The sequence below is a fragment of the Microbulbifer sp. TYP-18 genome, assembly GCF_040932045.1.
Lineage (GTDB): Bacteria > Pseudomonadota > Gammaproteobacteria > Pseudomonadales > Cellvibrionaceae > Microbulbifer.
Map to the genome: position 1 here is coordinate 142,714 of NZ_JBFRBC010000016.1, position 17,333 is coordinate 160,046.

Consider the following 17,333-nt stretch of genomic DNA (forward strand, 5'->3'; position numbering starts at 1 on the left):
GTCAGGCGCCGGTGGGGTTTTGCAACGCCAGGATGCGGTCCTCCAGCGGCGGGTGGCTGGCCAGCAGCGCGCCCATGTTGCCGTAGATACCGAAGGCCTTCATGTTGCTGGGCAGCGGTTCCTCGCGCCCGGCTTCGGATTCCGCCTTGAGGCGCATCAGCGCGGCGGCCATGGCATTGCGGGTAGTCAGGTGCGCGCCGGCGGCGTCGGCGCGGTACTCGCGGCGCCGGCTGAACCAGGCCACTACCATCATGGCGAAGACGCCAAAAACCATGTCCATGATGATCGAGGTAACGAAGTAACCGATACCCAGGCCCTGTTCGTTCTTCAGGATGACCCGATCGACGAAGAACCCCACCAGGCGCGCGAAGAACATGACAAAGGTATTCACCACGCCCTGGATCAGCGCCAGAGTAACCATATCACCGTTGGCAACATGGCCTATCTCGTGGCCGATTACCGCTCTCGCTTCGTCGCGGTTAAAGCGTTGCAACAGACCGGCGCTGACGGCCACCAGGGCGCTATTGCGATTCCAGCCGGTGGCGAATGCATTGGCCTGGGGCATGGGGAAAATACCCACGTCGGGCATGCCGATACCGGCCTTGGCGGACAGTTCCCGCACTGTGTCCAGCAGCCACTTTTCATCGGCATTGCCCGGCTGGCTGATGATCTGGGTGCGGGTGCTCATCCGCGCGATGGATTTCGACAGCAGCAGGGAAATGAAGGAGCCACCGAAGCCGAACAGGGCGCAGAGTATCAGCAACCCGGACAAATTGAGGTCTACACCATTGGCGTCGAGAATCCCCTGGATACCCAGGAGGTTAAAGACAATGCCAACCAGTACCAGTACCGCCAGGTTGGTCAACAGAAACAACCCAATGCGCAACATTGGCAATCTCCCAAAAAAATATCCGTTATGAATTATGGTAGATAAGGGCGTCGGGTCCACTTTCAAGCCGCGTGCGGCTGCTGCCGCGGACATTTTCAGTTGTCGGGCAATGGCCATGTGGGATTGAGCGGGGAACCGGGCCCTGTTTGAGCCAGGGCCCGAGCTGGTCTCTCAGGTGTGGATCAAGGCTGGGTGCGTTGCTCCGTCAGTTGACGATCCGCCTCACTGACCAGGCGCTGTTTCAGGTCCGGGTCCAGTTCGTTCCAGTGAACGTCGAGCAGGGCGCCCTGCAGCGCGTAAAGCATCACTCGCGAGGCATTGATGCCGCGGTTGCGGATACTGATAAAAGCCTCCACCGGGCCTATGCGGCGCAGGTCGTCATAGGAGCGAATACCGATAGAGTGCAGGATGTTGACTGACGCCAGTCCCAGGTTTTTGAGCTTTAGCAGCTCGGATTGGCTCGGGTTCATAGAAAATTTCCCCAAGAAATTCTACGTCCATGTTGATAGCGGCTCATTCCTTTGGCCGGCCCGAGCAAAATAGCATAAGCCTCCGCAAATACCAGAGCCGGTTCACCCTATAGGGTGGTTACTGTCCGGGATTGCGGTCAGATCACCGGTTAACCCATCAATCCAATAAATGGTCCTTCATCGATTGGATTGCCCCCGGAAAAACTGCGCAACTACGCGCAATCGCTTGCTTATCGGGGGCTTGCGCCGGCCTCCGCCGGGTTGCAGCACGTCCCTGTGCGCGGCAAATGGTTGAGCTGCCAAGTTTATAGCTACACTTCCGCCCGAGGCAGAGCGGGATTGTTCACCCGACTGCCAAACAAGTATATTGCCACCGCAATCTGGTGTGGTCCGCTACCACCGGCCGGCAACTATCAGCGGCATCAGTGAAGCGGGCGCCAGCGGGGACGGGCAATGGCTCTCCCGTTCAATCATAGTTGCTGCGTTTGACAGGTGCCGCGCGCCGGCAGTGCTTCGCTTTTGTCGCGGCCCCTGTTTGGTCGCTATGCTCCCGATATTTATTACGCAGTAACGACTGACCCGGATGAGGGGCGCGGATTTTGGCAGATACTATTCGATCTATGCTGTTCGGCTTGAGCGATGACCATGTGATACTGGAACCGCGCTCCGGTCAGTTGTTGCACCCGGAGGCGCTGGTGGCGTTTCAGCGCCTGTGTGCCGATGCGCAGGTGGCGGGTTTCGATCCGGCGATTGTTTCCGGGTTTCGCAGTTTTGACCGCCAGCGCGTCATCTGGGACGGCAAGGCAATGGGCCGGCGACCGCTGCTGGACAGCAGCGGCGAACCCATGGATATATCGCAGTTGTCGCCGAAGCAGAGGGTATTCGCTATATTGCGATGGTCTGCGCTGCCCGGTGCCTCCCGCCACCACTGGGGTACCGATTTCGATCTGGTGGATGCGGGTGCCATGCCGGAAGATTACCAGCCGCAACTGGTGCCGCGGGAAGTGGCGGATGAAGGTATCTTCGGAGCCTTCCACCGCTGGCTGGATGAACAGATTGCCTGTGGCCTGAGTCACGGGTTATTCCGCCCCTATGGGGAGGATAGCGGCGGCATTGCACCGGAGCGCTGGCACCTGAGTTATGCGCCGCGCGCGCGGGAGCTGGAGCAGCTGCTGACTCCGGAAAATCTGCGCACCCTGATGCAGAGCTGCGGCCTGGCACTGTGCGACACAGTGTGCGAGCACCTGCAGGAGATTTTTGTGCGCTTTATCCGGGTTCCGGACCACTGCTACCCCCAAAATCACCGGTGACTGAGGAATTGACCATCAACGGCGAAATTGAATCGAGGGATCTCTGGGAGGCGATGTGCGCCGAGGCGAGTGCGATGGCGGCCGATGAGCCGGTGTTGGCCAGTTATTTTCACAACACGGTCCTGCGCCACAAGCATCTCGACGATGCGCTGGCCTACCAGCTCGCCTCGGTGCTCGATCACGCGGCCCTGACCGCCACCACCCTGCAGGAGGTGATTGCGGAGGCGCTGCAGGACGATGCTCAGCTTTCCCGCTGTATACGGGCAGATATCTGCGCCTGGTATGACCGGGATCCCGCCTGTGACCAGTACCTGATGCCGTTTTTGTATTTCAAGGGTTTTCACGCGCTGCAGTCGCACCGCATCGCCCACTGGTTGTGGGGGCAGGAGCGGCACACGCTGGCACTGTATTTTCAGAGCCGGGTTTCAGAACAGTTTGCGGTGGACATTCACCCCGCCGCCCGCTTCGGCTGCGGTATTATGATCGATCACGCCACCGGTTTTGTGGTGGGTGAAACAGCCACCGTGGGCGATGATGTATCAATTCTCCACTCAGTGACCCTGGGGGGCAGCGGCAGCGGTCGCGGCGTGCGCCACCCGAAGATAGGGCCTGGGGTGATGATCGGCGCGGGAGCCAAGGTCCTTGGGCCGGTCGAGGTGGGCGAAGGGGTCAAGGTGGCGGCGGGCAGTTTAGTGCTCACGGATGTGCCGGCCCACACCACCGTAGCCGGCGTGCCGGCGCGGCCGGTGGGTGGCAGGACTGCCGGGGCCCCCGCCTACACCATGGATCAGACCCTGGACGGGGATGAATAGCCGGCGTATGAAGCGTATAAACCAGTAACCGGGGGGCAAGCAGTGTCGGACCTGCGCTATCAAGTAATTTTCCGCGGTGATCTGGTGGCCGGATTCACCGCCGCCGACGTCAAGGCGAATATGGCGCGCCTGTTCAAGGCCGGGCCGGAAACCATTGCCAAGCTGTTCAGCGGCCGCCCACTGGCGATCAAGAAGGGGCTGTCACAGGCACAGGCGGAGCAACTGCAGGCGACACTGGCCAAAATCGGTGCCCAGTCGAGCCTCAGGCCCGAGGGCGCGGTGCCGGCAGCTCCCCCGGCGACGCCGGCGGATAGGGCCCCGGTGGGCTCGGACGCCTGGACGCTGGCACCCATGGAGGGCAATCTGCTGCAGGAGCATGAGCGGGAGCGCACTGAGGCAGTGCAGGTAGAGGTGAGTCACCTGAACCTGAAACCGGCACAGGGGAACTTGCTCGAGCAGGGCGAGCGGAAAAAGGTGCAGCCGGCACCGGTGACGGTGCCCGACTGGCAGTTGGATTGAGTCCGGCCGGTTTGCCCGCCGCCGGCAAAGAAACCGGCTCTGGAACCGGTTACCGGGCGGGCCCTCAGCCCTGTTCTTTCAGGTAGCGCTCGCGGGAGGCCAGCACTTCGCTGCGCGCCGCGTCGGCATCGGCCCAGCCGTCCACTTTCACCCACTTGCCCGCTTCCAGGGCTTTGTAGTTTTCAAAGTAGTGTTCTATCTGCTTGATCAGCAGTTCCGGAAGGTCGTCTATTTCCTGTACATGGTCGTACAGCTTGGTCAGTTTCGTGTGGGGCACCGCCAGCAGCTTGGCGTCGACACCGGACTCATCGGTCATATTCAGTACGCCGACTACCCGTGAACGGATGACGGAGCCCACCATGACCGGGTAGGGCGCCACCACCAGCACGTCCAGGGGGTCGCCGTCCTCGGACAGGGTCTGGGGCACATAGCCGTAGTTGGCCGGGTAGAACATAGGTGTGGCAACGAAACGGTCCACAAACACTGCGTCAGTGTCCTTGTCCACTTCATATTTGATGGGGTCGTGGTTGGCGGGGATCTCGATGATGACGTTGATGTCGTCGGGCAGATCATTACCCGCGGGAATCTTATCGAAGCTCATTGCTGGTCCTGACGAGTGCTTGGGTGTCGCGAGACGACCCGGATTACTGAATTTCGGGAGCGCGGATTATAAACCCGACGGGTGCGCGGATGAAACGCCCGCTCCTTGTCTATCCTGTAGCAGGCTGTCGAAAAAACGTCGCGCGGCCTGCCTCGACCCGGGTCGGCGGTGCATATCCGCGAACCCTGGACGACGAATCGAGCCGTAAACGGCTCGATTTGCGGCCCGAACGCTCCTGTTCGGGCCGGCGGACTGCTGGCCCAACCACTCCGAAAACAACAATGTCGGGGGATCTATGCTCAAACCGCGGGAAGTGCGCTCCGCCACCGATGCCCGCGCAATCGTTGAAGAGCGGGACCTGAGGCACGTAAAGGTGGGGCTGTTCGACAACGACGGCGTCATGCGCGGCAAATACCTGTGCCGGGAAAAGTTCTTTTCCTCCCTGGAACACGGTTTCGCATTCTGCGACGTGGTGTTGGGCTGGGACGTCAAGGACCAGCTGTATGACAACGCTGATTACACCGGTTGGCATACGGGCTACCCGGATGCCCCGGTGCGTATCCTGCCGCAGAGTTGCCGCGAGATTCCCTTCGAGGAGCCGATGCTGCTGTTTTTGGCCGAGTTCGATCGGCAGGCCGCGGCGGTCTGTCCGCGCGCTGTGTTGCGCCGAGTGGTAGAGCGCTGCCGGGGCGCGGGGTTCGAACCGCGGGCGGCGCTGGAGTACGAATTTTTCCTGTTCGACGAAACCCCGCACTCGGCGCGGGAGAAGGGTTTTCGCAACCTGAAACCCTTTACGCCGGACTGGTTTGGCTACTCGGTGATCCGCAACTCGGTGCACGCCGAGCTGTACCGGCAGATTCTGGACCTGGGCGAGCGGATGGATTTCCCCATCGAAGGCCTGCACACGGAGACGGGCCCCGGTGTGCTGGAGGCGGCCATCGCGGTGGACGATGCCGAGGCGGCCGCCGACAAGGCGGCGCTGTTCAAGACCTTTATCAAGGTGTTGGCGCAGCGCCAGGGCCTGATGGCCAGCTTTATGGCCAAGTGGTCGCCGGATTACCCGGGTCAAAGCGGCCATATCCACCTGTCGTTGCGCCAGCGGGATTCCGGCAGATCGGCTTTTTTCGACCCGCGACAGCCGCACAATATGAGCGCGGTGCAGCGACATTTTGTGGCCGGCCAACAGCGCCTGATGCCGGAGTTCCTGTGCATGTTGGCCCCCACGGTCAACAGCTATCGGCGCCTGATCCCCGGCTTCTGGGCACCCACCGACGCCACCTGGGGGATCGAGAACCGCACCGCGGCACTGAGGGTGATTCCCGGTGACGAAAAATCGCAGCGACAGGAGTACCGGCTCGGCGCCGCCGATGCCAACCCCTACCTGGCCCTCGCCGCGGCCCTGGGCTCCGGCCTCTACGGGGTGCTGCAGCGGTGGGAACCGGGGGAACCGGTGGCCGGCAACGCCTACGCCCTCACCCAGACCGCCGAACTGGCCCTGCCGCGCACCCTGTGGGATGCGGCCCAGCGTTTAAAGGCCTCCGAGGTGGCCCAGGAACTATTCGGCAGTGAATTTGTGGATCATTTTGCCGCCAGCCGCTTCTGGGAAGAGCGTGAGTACCGCCGTCACATCAGTGACTGGGAGCTGGATCGCTACTTTGAAATTATCTGAAAGACAGTTGAAAAAGCCTTCCCCGGCTTTTCTCAACCCGGGCTTGTGGGCCGTCCCCGCAAATCCGCCACGGCAAATCGAGCGGCGACACGCTTGATTTGCGGCCCGAACAGACCTGTTCCGGACAGCACGCTGTTGAAGGCTGTTTTTTAACAGCCTGTTAGGGCCTGGAGCCAATGGTGCAGCCTATGGATATATTGCAGTGCATTTCCCCTATCGATGGCTCCATTTATGTCGAGCGGGAGCTGGCCTCAGAGGCGCAGATTCGCGCAGCGCTGGACCTGGCCGGGGGCGCCCAGCGGGCCTGGCAGCTCACCCCGCTGGCGGAGCGGGAGGCGATAGTACGCCGCGCGGTGGAACTGCTCTGGGGGCGTCGCGGGGCGCTGGGGACGGAACTGTGCCATATGATGGGGCGGCCGATCCGGTACGCCGCCGGGGAACTGGACGGCTTTGCCGAGCGCGCCGGTTACATGGCGGATATCGCCGCAGAGGCGCTGGCGGATATTCCTGCGCCGGACAGGAGCGGCAGTATCTGCTTTATCCGGCGTCAGCCGCTGGGCATGGCACTGGTGCTGGCGCCCTGGAACTACCCCTACCTCACCGCCGTCAACGCGGTGGTGCCGGCACTGTTGGCGGGCAACACGGTACTGTTAAAACACTCGGCGCAGACCCCCCTGTGCGCCGAGCGCATGGTGGAGGCATTCTGCGAGGCGGGGCTGCCGCGGGGGGTATTCCAGTTTTTACATCTGCGCCACGGCGATATCGACCGGTTGATCCGCGCCGGAGAAGTGGATCATATCGCCTTCACCGGCTCGGTGGCGGGTGGTCGGGCCATAGCACAGGCCGCCGCCGGCCGGTTTGTTCGCGTGGGGCTGGAATTGGGGGGCAAGGACCCGGCGTACATTCGCGCCGACGCGGATCTGGCGCAGGCGGTTGCGTCGGTGATCGATGGGGCCTACTTCAACTCCGGCCAGTCCTGTTGCGCGATAGAGCGTATTTATGTGCACGCGGAGGTGTACGACGCATTCGTCGAGCAGGCAGTGGCGCTGGTGCGCGGCTATCAGCTGGGGCGTCCGGACGTTCCGGACACTACCCTGGGCCCGCTGGTGCGCGCCGAGGTGGCGGATTTTGTCCGCGCCCAGATCGACGAAGCCGTCGCTGCCGGCGCCCGCGCCCACCTGTCCCCCGCCGACTTCGCCATGGATTTCCGCGGCACCCCCTATATGGCGCCGCAATTGCTGACGGAGGTGGATCACAGTATGCGTTTGATGCGGGAGGAGTCCTTCGGCCCGGTGGTTGGGGTGCAGAAAGTTCATGATGACGCCGAGGCGCTGGCGTTGATGAACGACAGCGATTTCGGCCTCACCGCCGCTATTTACAGCCGCGATGCAACGGCGGCCCAGATGCTCGGCGACCAGCTGGAAACCGGTACAGTGTTTCTCAACCGCTGTGACTACCTGGACCCGGCTCTGGCCTGGACCGGGGTCAAGCTTTCGGGTCGCGGTTGTACCCTGTCCGGTATCGGCTATGAGTATCTGACCCGTCCCAAATCCTTCCATTTTAGGGTGGAGCCATGAGCATCGATCACCTGCGGGCTGACTGGCACTACCCTACATCCATGCGCGTTGGCCCGGGCCGGGTGCGGGAACTGCCGGACCTCTGTGGTGAACTCCATATGCGCACTCCCCTGCTGGTTACCGATCCCGGGCTGGCGCAGCTGCCCCTTGTAACCCAGGCGGTGGCGCAATGTCGCGCGGCGGGGCTGGAGGTCGCCGTGTTTTCGGCGGTAAAGGGCAATCCCAACGGCCGCAACGTGGCCGACGGGGTTCAGGTACTGCGTGACGGTGGGCACGATGGCGTTATTGCCTTTGGTGGGGGCTCCGCCATGGATGCGGGCAAGGCCATTGCGCTGATGGCCGGGCAGCGGCGGCCGCTGTGGGATTTTGAAGACGTCGACGACAATTTCCAGCGGGTGGATGTGGCGGGCATGGTGCCGGTGATAGCTGTGCCCACCACCGCCGGCACTGGCTCGGAAGTGGGCAGGGCTGCGGTTATCACCGATGACGGGTCACGGGTCAAACGCATTATCTTTCACCCGCGCATGTTGCCGGCAGCGGTGATTCTCGACGCGGAACTGACCCTGGCGCTGCCGCCCCTCATCACCGCGGCCACAGGTATGGATGCGCTGGCACATAACCTGGAAGCCTACTGTGCGCCGACCTATCATCCCATGGCGGAGGGCATAGCCCTGGAAGGGGTGCGGCTGGTGAAGGAGTACTTGCCCATTGCGGTTGCCGATGGCGGCAATCTGACCGCGCGCCAGCAGATGCTGGTGGCCTCCGCCATGGGGGCGACCGCCTTTCAGCGCGGCCTGGGGGCCATGCATGCGCTGGCGCACCCGCTTGGGGCCCTGTACGACGTGCACCACGGGCTGCTCAATGCGGTGCTGATGCCCTATGTGTTGCGGGCCAACGGCGCTGCCATTGCCGGGCCCATGGAGCGCCTGGCACGCTATATAGGGCTGTCCGAAACAGGCCCGGATGCGGTGCTGAACTGGGTGCTGGCGCTGCGCGAGCAAATCGGTATTCCCCACTCTTTGCAGGATGTGGGTATCGATGGCGAGCAGCTTCCCCGGGTGGGGCAAATGGCCGCGCAGGACCCTTCGGCGGCGACCAACCCGGTGCATTTAAACGCGCGGCAATACAGCGAATTGTGCGCGCGGGCGTTGCGCGGCGCACTCTAATGCCGCGCGACATTTGCTGTAACAAACGTCACCGATGCCCCGACAAAGGGCCACATGGAAACACTGGCAGGAGTAACTTATGCGCTGGCTTTTGATTCTCTCTTTTGTGTTTGCGGGGGCCTCTGCGGCTGCCCAGGACGATGCCACCAATATCCGCACGGCGGTATTCGCGGGGGGCTGCTTCTGGTGTATGGAGCCACCTTACGACAAGCTGGACGGGGTGCTGGAAACCACTTCCGGGTACAGCGGCGGTAAGGTTGAGAACCCCACCTATGAGCAGGTATCCGCGGGCGTCACCGGACACGCGGAGGTGGTGCAGGTCAAGTACGATGCGGACAAGGTCAGCTACGAAAAACTGCTGGAGGTGTTCTGGCGCAATGTGGACCCGCTGGATGCGGGCGGACAGTTTTGCGACCGCGGGGATCAGTACCGCACTGAGATTTTCTACGCCAACGAAGAGGAGAAGCGCCTGGCAGAAGCCAGCAGGGCGGCGGCGGAGCGAGAGCTCAACAAGAAAATCGTGACAAAAATCGTGCCCGCAGCCACCTTCTATCCTGCAGAGGGCTATCACCAGAATTACTATCAGCGCAATCCGGTGCGCTACAAGTACTACCGCTACCGCTGTGGCCGCGACCAGCGCCTGAAGGAACTCTGGGGCTGACCGGCTGCCGACCGCTGGCGGTGGTTAGTGTCAACAGGTACTAGGCTGGGTCAGGCCTGGAAGTCCTCCGCCAGTTTTTTCTCCGCCAGTACTTTTTTGAGGCGCGCATACTGGGGCACCCCGTTCTTGTAAGGGGGATAGTCCTCGCCCTGGATCAGCGGCAACAGGTAGTCGCGGCCGGCCTGGGTGATGCCGAAACCGTCGGCGCGGATGAACTCCTCCGGCACCGTCTGCTCCACATTGGCTACCTGGGACAGGGGCGCCTCGCCGATTGACCAGCTATAGTCGGGGCCGCTACCGCGCACTATGGTGGGCATGACGGCATTTTTGCCGGCCAGTGCCATTTCGACCGCGGCGCGGCCGACCGCGTAGGCCTGGGCCACATCGGTTGCCGAGGCGATATGGCGGGCGGCGCGCTGCAGATAGTCCGCCAGTGCCCAGTGATATTTGAGGCCCAGTTCGTTTTTGATTAGGGCGGCCAGGGTGGGCGCCACGCCCCCCAACTGCTTGTGGCCGAAGGCGTCGACACTGCCGGCATCGGCGAGGAAACTGCCATCGGCGTAACGGGTACCTTCCGAGGCGACGATCACACAGTAGCCCTGTTGTTCCACGGTATCCCGCACCTTGGCCAGGAATTTTTCGCGGTCAAAAGCGACTTCCGGAAACAGGATGATATGGGGCGGGTCGCCGTCCTGCTCCTGGGCCAGTGCCCCGGCAGCGGCGATCCAGCCCGCGTGGCGGCCCATCACCTCCAGGATAAAGACCCGGGTGGAAGTGGCGCACATGGAGGCCACATCCAGTGCGGCCTCTTTGGTGGACACCGCCACATACTTTGCCACCGAGCCAAAGCCCGGGCAGTTGTCGGTTTGCGGCAGGTCATTGTCGACGGTTTTGGGGATGTGAATAGCCTGGATCGGATACCCCATTCTTTCCGACAGTTGCGAAACTTTCAGGCAGGTGTCGGCGGAGTCGCCGCCGCCGTTGTAAAAGAAGTAACCGATGTTGTGGGCCTTGAACACCTGGATCAGGCGCTCGTACTCGGCGCGGTTCTGTTCCAGGCTCTGCAGCTTGTAGCGACAGGAACCGAAGGCGCCGGAGGGTGTGTGGCGCAGGGCGGCGATGGTCGCGTCGCTCTCACAGTCGACGTCGATCAGCTCTTCGCGCAGGGCGCCCAGGATGCCGTTCAGGCCCGCGTACACTTTGCCGATCTGGTCCCGGTGTTCGCGTGCGGTTTCTATTACCCCGCAGGCGGAGGCATTGATCACGGCGGTGACGCCGCCGGACTGGGCATAAAACGCATTCTTTTTGGACATGGTCATCCTACAGAGGGACTGAGATGGGCAATTTCGGGGGCGGAGTCTAAAGGAATCGAAGAGTAATTGCACAGAATAAGGGCGGATCGGCAATTATTCCGCACTGGCGCCGTGATAAGCTTTCCCTCCACCGAGCAGGAGTAGCCGAAATCGCTATGCATATTCACATTTTAGGTATTTGCGGCACCTTTATGGGTGGCCTGGCCCAGCTGGCTGTGGCGGAGGGGCACAGGGTCACCGGCAGCGACGCCAATATCTATCCGCCGATGAGCACCCAATTGGAACAGGCGGGAATCCGGCTTACCGAGGGCTATGATCCGGCACAGCTGGAGCCAAAGCCGGATCTGGTGATCATCGGCAATGCCTTGTCCCGGGGCAACGCCGCGGTGGAGGCGGTACTGGAGCGAGGCCTGCCCTATGTTTCCGGGCCCCAGTGGCTGTGTGACCACTTCCTCACTGAGCGCTGGGTGCTGGCTGTGGCCGGCACCCACGGCAAAACCACTGCCTCTAGTATGCTGGCCTGGACCCTCGACTACGCGGGTATGCAGCCGGGTTTCCTGATCGGCGGCGTACCCCAGGATTTTGGTGTGTCCGCGCGCCTGGGAGAAACACCCTTCTTTGTGGTGGAGGCGGATGAATATGACACGGCCTTTTTCGACAAGCGTTCCAAGTTCGTGCACTACCGCCCGCGGACCCTGGTGATCAACAATATCGAGTTTGATCACGCGGATATATTTCCCGATCTGGCGGCAATTCAGCGACAGTTTCACCACCTTGTGCGCACTGTGCCGCCGGGGGGACTGATTGTTGCGGCGGCCGAGGAGGCGGTGGAAGAGGTGCTGGACCAGGGCTGCTGGAGCCAGGTGCAGAGGTTCTCCACGGAGAAAGAAGAGGATGTACGGCTCGGGGACTGGCGCGCGGTGGACATAGCGGCGGACGGCTCCAGCTTCGCGGTATCATTCCGCGGCGCCGAAGTGGCTCGGGTGAGTTGGGCGCACACGGGGCTGCACAATGTGCGCAACGCCCTGGCGGTGATTGCCGCGGCCCGCCACGTGGGAGTGGAACCGCAGGTGGCGGTAGAGGCGCTGGCGTGTTTCCAGGGTGTGAAACGCCGTATGGAATTTCTGGGTGAGGTGGGGGGGGTGCGTGTATATGACGATTTTGCCCACCATCCCACAGCGATTGAACACACCCTCAGCGGCCTGCGCGCCAAGGTGGGGAGCGGCAAGATCATCGCCCTGATCGAGCCGCGCTCCAACAGTATGCGTATGGGGGTGCACCGGGAACGCTTGTCCCGCGCCTGTACCGGTGCCGATCTGGTACTTTGGTATCAGCCGGACGAAATGGATTGGTCGTTGCAGGACGTGGTTCACCATTCCACTGTGCCCGCGAAGATTTTCGACAATATCGAGGTTGGGGTAGAATCCGCGGTCAACCTGGCGCCGCCGGGCAGTCACATTGTAGTGATGAGCAACGGCGCTTTTGGCGGTATTCAGCAGCGGTTGCTGCAGGCGCTGGCGAACAAGCGCGACAACGCCTGTTAATTGACCCGGCAAAGTACCCTTTACACGGAATTGATTTTGGCTCAATCAGCTTTTCGCAAGACGGTCACCCTGGCTATTACCGGCGCCTCCGGGGCCCAGTATGGCCTGCGCCTGCTGCAGTGCCTGCTGTTGGCGGACTGCCGTGTATGGCTGCTGCTGTCCGACGCCGCCCGGGAGGTGATCAATACGGAAACGGATTACCAGTTGCCGCCCGGAAATGAGGTTTTACTGGAGGCTTTTTTCAGCGGCCGGTTTGATGCAAAGGCGGGACAGTTGCAGCTGTTCGGCAACAGGGACTGGTTTTCCCCGGTTGCCTCCGGTACCGGCTGTCCCGCCAGTATGGTCATCTGCCCGGCCAGTGGCGGAACCCTGTCGGCCATCGCCTGCGGCGCCTCTAACAATTTGATCGAGCGCGCCGCCGATGTGGCCCTAAAAGAGCGCCGTCAGCTGATACTGGTGCCGCGCGAAGCGCCCTACTCAGAGATTCACCTGGAGAACATGCTCAAGCTGACCCGCATGGGGGCTGTGGTGATGCCGGCCAGTCCCGGGTTTTACCAGCGTCCGCAGACAGTGGAACAAATGGTGGATTTCATAGTGGCCCGGCTGCTGGACCAGTTGGGTCTGGATCAGGCGCTGCTGCCTCGATGGGGGGAGAAGCGGGCCAAGGTGTAGAGGTTTCCACAGTATTCAGAGATGCTTTTACCATTGTGCGGTTCCCATGACGCCGCCGCCGGCTGTGTTCTGCCGGCAAAAACCACCGACAGACTTCCGGTGGCGGGAGTCTAAAGCGCGAAATGAATTGTTATCCACGGTCTGCTGCGTAATGCGCGGAACAGGTTTCCGCAGCGGCAACTCGCCCCTGCTGAGCACTGGCGGACAGTCGTTATTAGAGAAATTTCACAAGTAGATTTTATGTTGTCAGCTTTCAAGACCTTTTACGAAAACCTGGTTACCCGGCGCCCCAAACTGGTGCTGTCGCTGGTGGCGCTGGTGGTAGTGGCGGCGGCCCTCGGCTTGCCCCGCTTCAAGCTGGACGCGTCCGCCGATTCCCTGACGCTGGAAGCGGACAAGTCGCTGGATTATTTTCGCGAGATTTCCGCGCGCTACGCCAGTGGTGATTTTCTGGTGGTGACCTATCGCTGGCGGGACGGGGACCTCTTCAGTGACGCCTCACTGGACGCTTTGCGCAGTCTGCGCGACCGGCTGGCGCAGGTGGACGGGGTCGAAAGTGTACAGTCGATACTGGATGTGCCACTGCTCTACAGCCCCAAGCCAACCATCGCGGAAATTGCCGAGGGTCTCCGCACCCTGTCTACACCGGGTACCGATCGGGATATGGCACGGCGGGAATTTCTCTCCAGTCCCATCTATCGCGAACTGATCCTGAGCCCGGATGCCTCCACCACCGCGCTGCTGGTCAACCTAAAACTGGACCGGCAGGGGCTGGCGCTGGTGCGGGAACGCGATGCCCTGCGCGGCAAGCGCAACAGCGAAGGGCTGAGTTCAGCGGAGGCGGTGCGCCTGGAGCAGGTATCCAAGGTCTATCTGCAACACCGCACCCAGGCGGAACTGGACTCCCGCGCCAGGGTGAAGGAGGTGCGCGGTATCCTCGACAGCTACCGGGGTCAGGCGGAACTGTTCCTGGGCGGTGTGTCCATGATCACCGCCGATATGATCGCGTTTATCCAGAGCGACCTGGTGGTATTTGGAACGGGCATCCTGCTGTTTATCATCGCCACATTGCTGATTATCTTCCGCCAGGTGCGCTGGGTGCTGTTGCCCCTGACAACCTGTGTGGTCACCGCGGTGGTTATGCTGGGACTGCTGAGCTGGCTCGACTGGCGCCTGACGGTGATCTCCGCCAATTTCGTCGCGCTGCTGCTGATTATCACCCTGGCAATCACCATCCACCTGTCGGTGCGCTACCGTGAATTCGCCGCGCAGAATCCCGACTGGGACCGCCGCCGCCTGGCACTGGAGGCGGTGCGTTTTATGGCCAAGCCCTGCCTGTACACCACACTGACCACCATTGTGGCTTTCGCGTCGCTGGTGGTCAGCGGTATCCGCCCGGTGATCGACTTTGGCTGGATGATGACCATCGGGGTTTCTCTGGCGCTGGTGCTGTCTTTTCTGATTATTCCCGCCGCGTTGATGTTGCTGCCCAGGCGCAGCGACGGTATCAGTCGGGACAATTCACGCGCTTTTACACTGATGTTTTCCCGCTTCGCCGAGCGGCACCGCGCGCTGGTGCTGGGTATCGCCGCCGCTGCCGCCATAGTGAGCGGTGTGGGCGCCACACAACTGCGGGTGGAAAACCGCTTTATCGACTATTTCGACAGCTCTACCGAAATCTACCAGGGCATGCTGGCCATCGATCAGCGCCTGGGTGGGACCGTCACGCTGGACATCATTCTCGACCAGCCGGAGGTGGAAGAGCCGCTCTTCGAGGGGGAAGAGGATCCGTTTGCAGCGGATTTGGGCGACGGCGAACTGGCGGGCGAGGACCCCTTTGCGGACGATGACGCCTCCGCGGGCGGGGAGGCGGCAGCGGCGCCCAGCTACTGGTTCACCGTAGCGGGGCTGGCCGAGATAGAGCAGTTGCACGACTATCTGGAGCGGCAGCCGGAAATCGGCAAGGTACAGTCGCTGGCGACTCTATATAAGGTGGCGCGGGACCTCAACGGCGGACCGCTCAATGATTTCGAATTGGCGGTGGCGCGCAACAGTCTGCCGTCGGAGATCAACCAAGTGCTGGTGGACCCCTACCTGTCAGTGGAGCACGGCCAGACCAGAATCGCTTTACGGGTGAAGGAGACGGATCCCAACCTGCGGCGGGACGAATTGATCCAGCGGATCTACGATTATGTCCACGACGACATGGGCGTGGCGCCGGGGAGGGTGCACCTTACCGGGCTGCTGGTGCTTTACAACAATATGTTGCAGAGCCTGTTCAAGTCGCAGATTCTGACCTTGGGCGCGGTGTTTCTGGGCATACTCTTGATGTTCCTGGCACTGTTCCGTTCGCTGCCACTGGCGCTGATCGCGCTGACGCCCAATATCCTGGCGGCCTCTGTGGTGCTGGGAGGCATGGGCCTGGCCGGTGTTCCCCTGGATATGATGACGATTACCATTGCCGCCATCACCGTGGGTATTGGTGTGGATCACGCTATTCACTACCTGTACCGGTTCCGCAGCGAATTTGCCAAAGACGGCGACTATGTCGCCACCATGCACCGCAGTCACGCCACTATTGGCCGGGCCATGTTTTACACCGCGATCACCATCATTGCCGGCTTCTCGATTCTGGCGCTGTCCAAGTTTGTGCCGTCCATCTACTTTGGTCTGCTGACCGCGCTGGCCATGTCCGCGGCGCTGCTGGGTTCGCTAACGCTGCTGCCGCTGTTGCTGCTGATCTTCAAACCGCTGAAGGCGCCGGAGAACTCGCCGGAAGTGACAGAAGAGGAAACATCCCGCTATCTAAATTCTTAAATACCCTGGACAGCTGAAAAGCCGGGCATTATGCCCGGCTTTTTGGTAATTGAAGAGGCTGGCCTTTGATTCAGGGTGGGTGTAAAAGCGAGGGTGCTTATCGAAGTATATTCTCAAACCCCTTGTTTGAAACTTTCCATAGTTTAGCTTTCGGGTTGAGGTATTATTAGTGCAGCTCTCTTCGGCAAGAGTAGACAATTCTAACTTGGTTTATCTCGTTGAAGTGGATTACTGCATAGAATATGGTTTTGTGGCCTGAAAAGGTTCTAGTGGTGGTGTTCTAAACAGGAATGCCGCCAGAATGGACGACCATCATCCCATCTTTTGTTTGAGATAGTTACACTTGGCCAGTCCGACGTTCAAAAAGTGTTTTTGCTTGCACGCGGTATTATCGATTTTAAGTCAAGTGGCTATAAAGTGGCAGGCATTCTTGCCTGCTTTTGCGAAAGTAAAATAACGGCAATAACCCCCATGCCCATAGTCAAGCAATAAACCTTGCTGACCAGAGTTCCTTCATGCAGAACGGCAACCAATAGAAAGGCCACACTTGCTAGCCCATCCAGCAATAAGTGAAATTTATATGGTAGTAGTTTTAGTAAAGAAAATTGATAATCTGTCAGTAAGCTATAGAGCGCCAGTCCTACGCCTGTGCCAATAGAAAACCAAGCTACAAAAATCGAATGTTCTTTCAAGCTTAATAAAAAAGGCATGACAATCAATGCGATAGCTGCAGTGTAATCCAGGAATCCATGTAGTTTCGGTGTGATAAACTTTAGGTTCACTCAACTCTCCATTCAATACTTATGCTTGTTAATGTAGATGCTAATTTTCCATAGTGGGTACGACAAATAAATATTGAAGCTTATAGCATAACTTCTGAATCGTATTTTTATCGCTAGGAATTTTTATGATGCCACCGTAAGTAATTTTTACTGCTTAATTGGAGTTGGAGTTGGAGGCCGCTTTTGTGCGCAGTAAAACGCAAAAAATAATACATATGAAAGTGGGGTTGTGGTTAAAAAGTGATCGGCGATGTAAAGCTTTTATTTGTTCTATTCTTATTTATGTGAAATTCAATTTGTATTCTTGGACTCTAGTTCGCTAACGCTTGCCTGGATTTAGTTTGGCTCACGCCCTGGCACTTTATTTTAAGTTGCTCATACTTTCAATTTATCGGTTAATAAGGGAGCTTCTGATTAAGTTAGGGAACCTCTGAAAAACTGCTTCAGTCTGGCATAATTTACCCCATTTCCAACATACACAGATTCAATCATGAGCCAACTGACCTTCGCCGAAGCCGAATACACTATCAA

15 protein-coding genes are annotated in these 17,333 nt (G+C 60.1%); 10 read left to right on the top strand and 5 right to left on the bottom strand.

Translation table 11 applies throughout. From position 1 onward, the window contains the following. Position 1: 1 nt before the first annotated feature. On the bottom strand, positions 2–889 hold the full coding sequence (htpX, locus tag ABVT36_RS13455) for a protease HtpX (RefSeq protein WP_367150665.1): 888 nt from the start codon (positions 887–889) through the stop codon (positions 2–4). A gap of 182 nt (positions 890–1,071) precedes the next feature. Then, the gene (locus tag ABVT36_RS13460; RefSeq protein ID WP_367150663.1) at positions 1,072–1,359 is read right to left on the bottom strand and encodes a TfoX/Sxy family protein; all 288 of its coding nucleotides are present in this window, start codon (positions 1,357–1,359) and stop codon (positions 1,072–1,074) included. A 599-nt stretch (positions 1,360–1,958) separates the two neighbouring features. Between ABVT36_RS13460 and ABVT36_RS13465 the strand changes: the two genes are divergently transcribed. From ABVT36_RS13465 to ABVT36_RS13475, 3 genes are read left to right on the top strand one after another with little or no spacing between them, the layout of a single operon-like run. Further along, the gene (locus ABVT36_RS13465; RefSeq protein ID WP_368457025.1) at positions 1,959–2,669 is read left to right on the top strand and encodes a M15 family metallopeptidase; all 711 of its coding nucleotides are present in this window, start codon (positions 1,959–1,961) and stop codon (positions 2,667–2,669) included. Between the two features lie 53 nt (positions 2,670–2,722). Further along, positions 2,723–3,481 (top strand): serine O-acetyltransferase, encoded by a 759-nt coding sequence (gene cysE / locus ABVT36_RS13470; protein ID WP_368457039.1) that lies wholly within the window; start codon positions 2,723–2,725, stop codon positions 3,479–3,481. Between the two features lie 42 nt (positions 3,482–3,523). Beyond that, the gene (locus ABVT36_RS13475) at positions 3,524–4,000 is read left to right on the top strand and encodes a hypothetical protein (RefSeq protein ID WP_368457026.1); all 477 of its coding nucleotides are present in this window, start codon (positions 3,524–3,526) and stop codon (positions 3,998–4,000) included. 64 nt (positions 4,001–4,064) lie between these two features. On the opposite strand, the gene ppa is transcribed toward ABVT36_RS13475, so the two are convergent. Next, entirely contained in the window at positions 4,065–4,601 is a 537-nt protein-coding gene (ppa, locus tag ABVT36_RS13480; RefSeq protein ID WP_368457027.1) for an inorganic diphosphatase, read from the bottom strand. A gap of 295 nt (positions 4,602–4,896) precedes the next feature. Here ppa and ABVT36_RS13485 point away from each other — a divergent pair, with 295 nt between their 5' ends. The 4 genes from ABVT36_RS13485 to msrA all read left to right on the top strand — a co-directional run bounded on the left by ABVT36_RS13485 (position 4,897) and on the right by msrA (position 9,674). Beyond that, positions 4,897–6,270 (top strand): glutamine synthetase family protein, encoded by a 1,374-nt coding sequence (locus ABVT36_RS13485; RefSeq protein ID WP_368457028.1) that lies wholly within the window; start codon positions 4,897–4,899, stop codon positions 6,268–6,270. Between the two features lie 188 nt (positions 6,271–6,458). Continuing rightward, positions 6,459–7,847 (top strand): aldehyde dehydrogenase family protein, encoded by a 1,389-nt coding sequence (locus ABVT36_RS13490; RefSeq protein WP_368457029.1) that lies wholly within the window; start codon positions 6,459–6,461, stop codon positions 7,845–7,847. Continuing rightward, on the top strand, positions 7,844–9,013 hold the full coding sequence (locus ABVT36_RS13495) for an iron-containing alcohol dehydrogenase (RefSeq protein ID WP_368457030.1): 1,170 nt from the start codon (positions 7,844–7,846) through the stop codon (positions 9,011–9,013). The genes ABVT36_RS13490 and ABVT36_RS13495 overlap by 4 nt, the downstream gene beginning before the upstream one ends. Before the next feature lie 79 nt (positions 9,014–9,092). Further along, positions 9,093–9,674, top strand: coding sequence for a peptide-methionine (S)-S-oxide reductase MsrA (gene msrA / locus ABVT36_RS13500; RefSeq protein ID WP_367150654.1), 582 nt, complete (start codon positions 9,093–9,095; stop codon positions 9,672–9,674). Positions 9,675–9,724: 50 nt separating this feature from the next. On the opposite strand, the gene ABVT36_RS13505 is transcribed toward msrA, so the two are convergent. Then, complete coding sequence (locus tag ABVT36_RS13505) at positions 9,725–10,987, bottom strand: 6-phosphofructokinase (RefSeq protein WP_367150652.1); 1,263 nt, start codon at positions 10,985–10,987, stop codon at positions 9,725–9,727. Positions 10,988–11,142: 155 nt separating this feature from the next. Here ABVT36_RS13505 and mpl point away from each other — a divergent pair, with 155 nt between their 5' ends. The 3 genes from mpl to ABVT36_RS13520 all read left to right on the top strand — a co-directional run bounded on the left by mpl (position 11,143) and on the right by ABVT36_RS13520 (position 16,020). Further along, positions 11,143–12,531, top strand: coding sequence for a UDP-N-acetylmuramate:L-alanyl-gamma-D-glutamyl-meso-diaminopimelate ligase (mpl, locus tag ABVT36_RS13510; RefSeq protein WP_368457031.1), 1,389 nt, complete (start codon positions 11,143–11,145; stop codon positions 12,529–12,531). Between the two features lie 36 nt (positions 12,532–12,567). Further along, positions 12,568–13,203 (top strand): flavin prenyltransferase UbiX, encoded by a 636-nt coding sequence (locus ABVT36_RS13515; RefSeq protein WP_368457032.1) that lies wholly within the window; start codon positions 12,568–12,570, stop codon positions 13,201–13,203. 240 nt (positions 13,204–13,443) lie between these two features. Beyond that, on the top strand, positions 13,444–16,020 hold the full coding sequence (locus ABVT36_RS13520) for an RND family transporter (RefSeq protein ID WP_368457033.1): 2,577 nt from the start codon (positions 13,444–13,446) through the stop codon (positions 16,018–16,020). A 410-nt stretch (positions 16,021–16,430) separates the two neighbouring features. Here ABVT36_RS13520 and ABVT36_RS13525 read toward each other — a convergent pair whose 3' ends face one another. Continuing rightward, positions 16,431–16,802 (bottom strand): hypothetical protein, encoded by a 372-nt coding sequence (locus ABVT36_RS13525; protein ID WP_368457034.1) that lies wholly within the window; start codon positions 16,800–16,802, stop codon positions 16,431–16,433. Between the last annotated feature and the right edge of the window lie 531 nt (positions 16,803–17,333).

What these genes read in the sequence shown, in the direction of transcription:
- ABVT36_RS13495 (WP_368457030.1), top strand. Translation starts at nt 7,844, where the DNA reads ATGAGCATCGATCACCTGCGGGCTGACTGGCACTACCCTACATCCATG.
- htpX (WP_367150665.1), bottom strand. Translation starts at nt 889, where the DNA reads ATGTTGCGCATTGGGTTGTTTCTGTTGACCAACCTGGCGGTACTGGTA.
- ABVT36_RS13485 (WP_368457028.1), top strand. Translation starts at nt 4,897, where the DNA reads ATGCTCAAACCGCGGGAAGTGCGCTCCGCCACCGATGCCCGCGCAATC.
- mpl (WP_368457031.1), top strand. Translation starts at nt 11,143, where the DNA reads ATGCATATTCACATTTTAGGTATTTGCGGCACCTTTATGGGTGGCCTG.
- ABVT36_RS13490 (WP_368457029.1), top strand. Translation starts at nt 6,459, where the DNA reads ATGGATATATTGCAGTGCATTTCCCCTATCGATGGCTCCATTTATGTC.
- msrA (WP_367150654.1), top strand. Translation starts at nt 9,093, where the DNA reads ATGCGCTGGCTTTTGATTCTCTCTTTTGTGTTTGCGGGGGCCTCTGCG.
- cysE (WP_368457039.1), top strand. Translation starts at nt 2,723, where the DNA reads ATGTGCGCCGAGGCGAGTGCGATGGCGGCCGATGAGCCGGTGTTGGCC.
- ABVT36_RS13505 (WP_367150652.1), bottom strand. Translation starts at nt 10,987, where the DNA reads ATGTCCAAAAAGAATGCGTTTTATGCCCAGTCCGGCGGCGTCACCGCC.
- ABVT36_RS13460 (WP_367150663.1), bottom strand. Translation starts at nt 1,359, where the DNA reads ATGAACCCGAGCCAATCCGAGCTGCTAAAGCTCAAAAACCTGGGACTG.
- ppa (WP_368457027.1), bottom strand. Translation starts at nt 4,601, where the DNA reads ATGAGCTTCGATAAGATTCCCGCGGGTAATGATCTGCCCGACGACATC.
- ABVT36_RS13520 (WP_368457033.1), top strand. Translation starts at nt 13,444, where the DNA reads ATGTTGTCAGCTTTCAAGACCTTTTACGAAAACCTGGTTACCCGGCGC.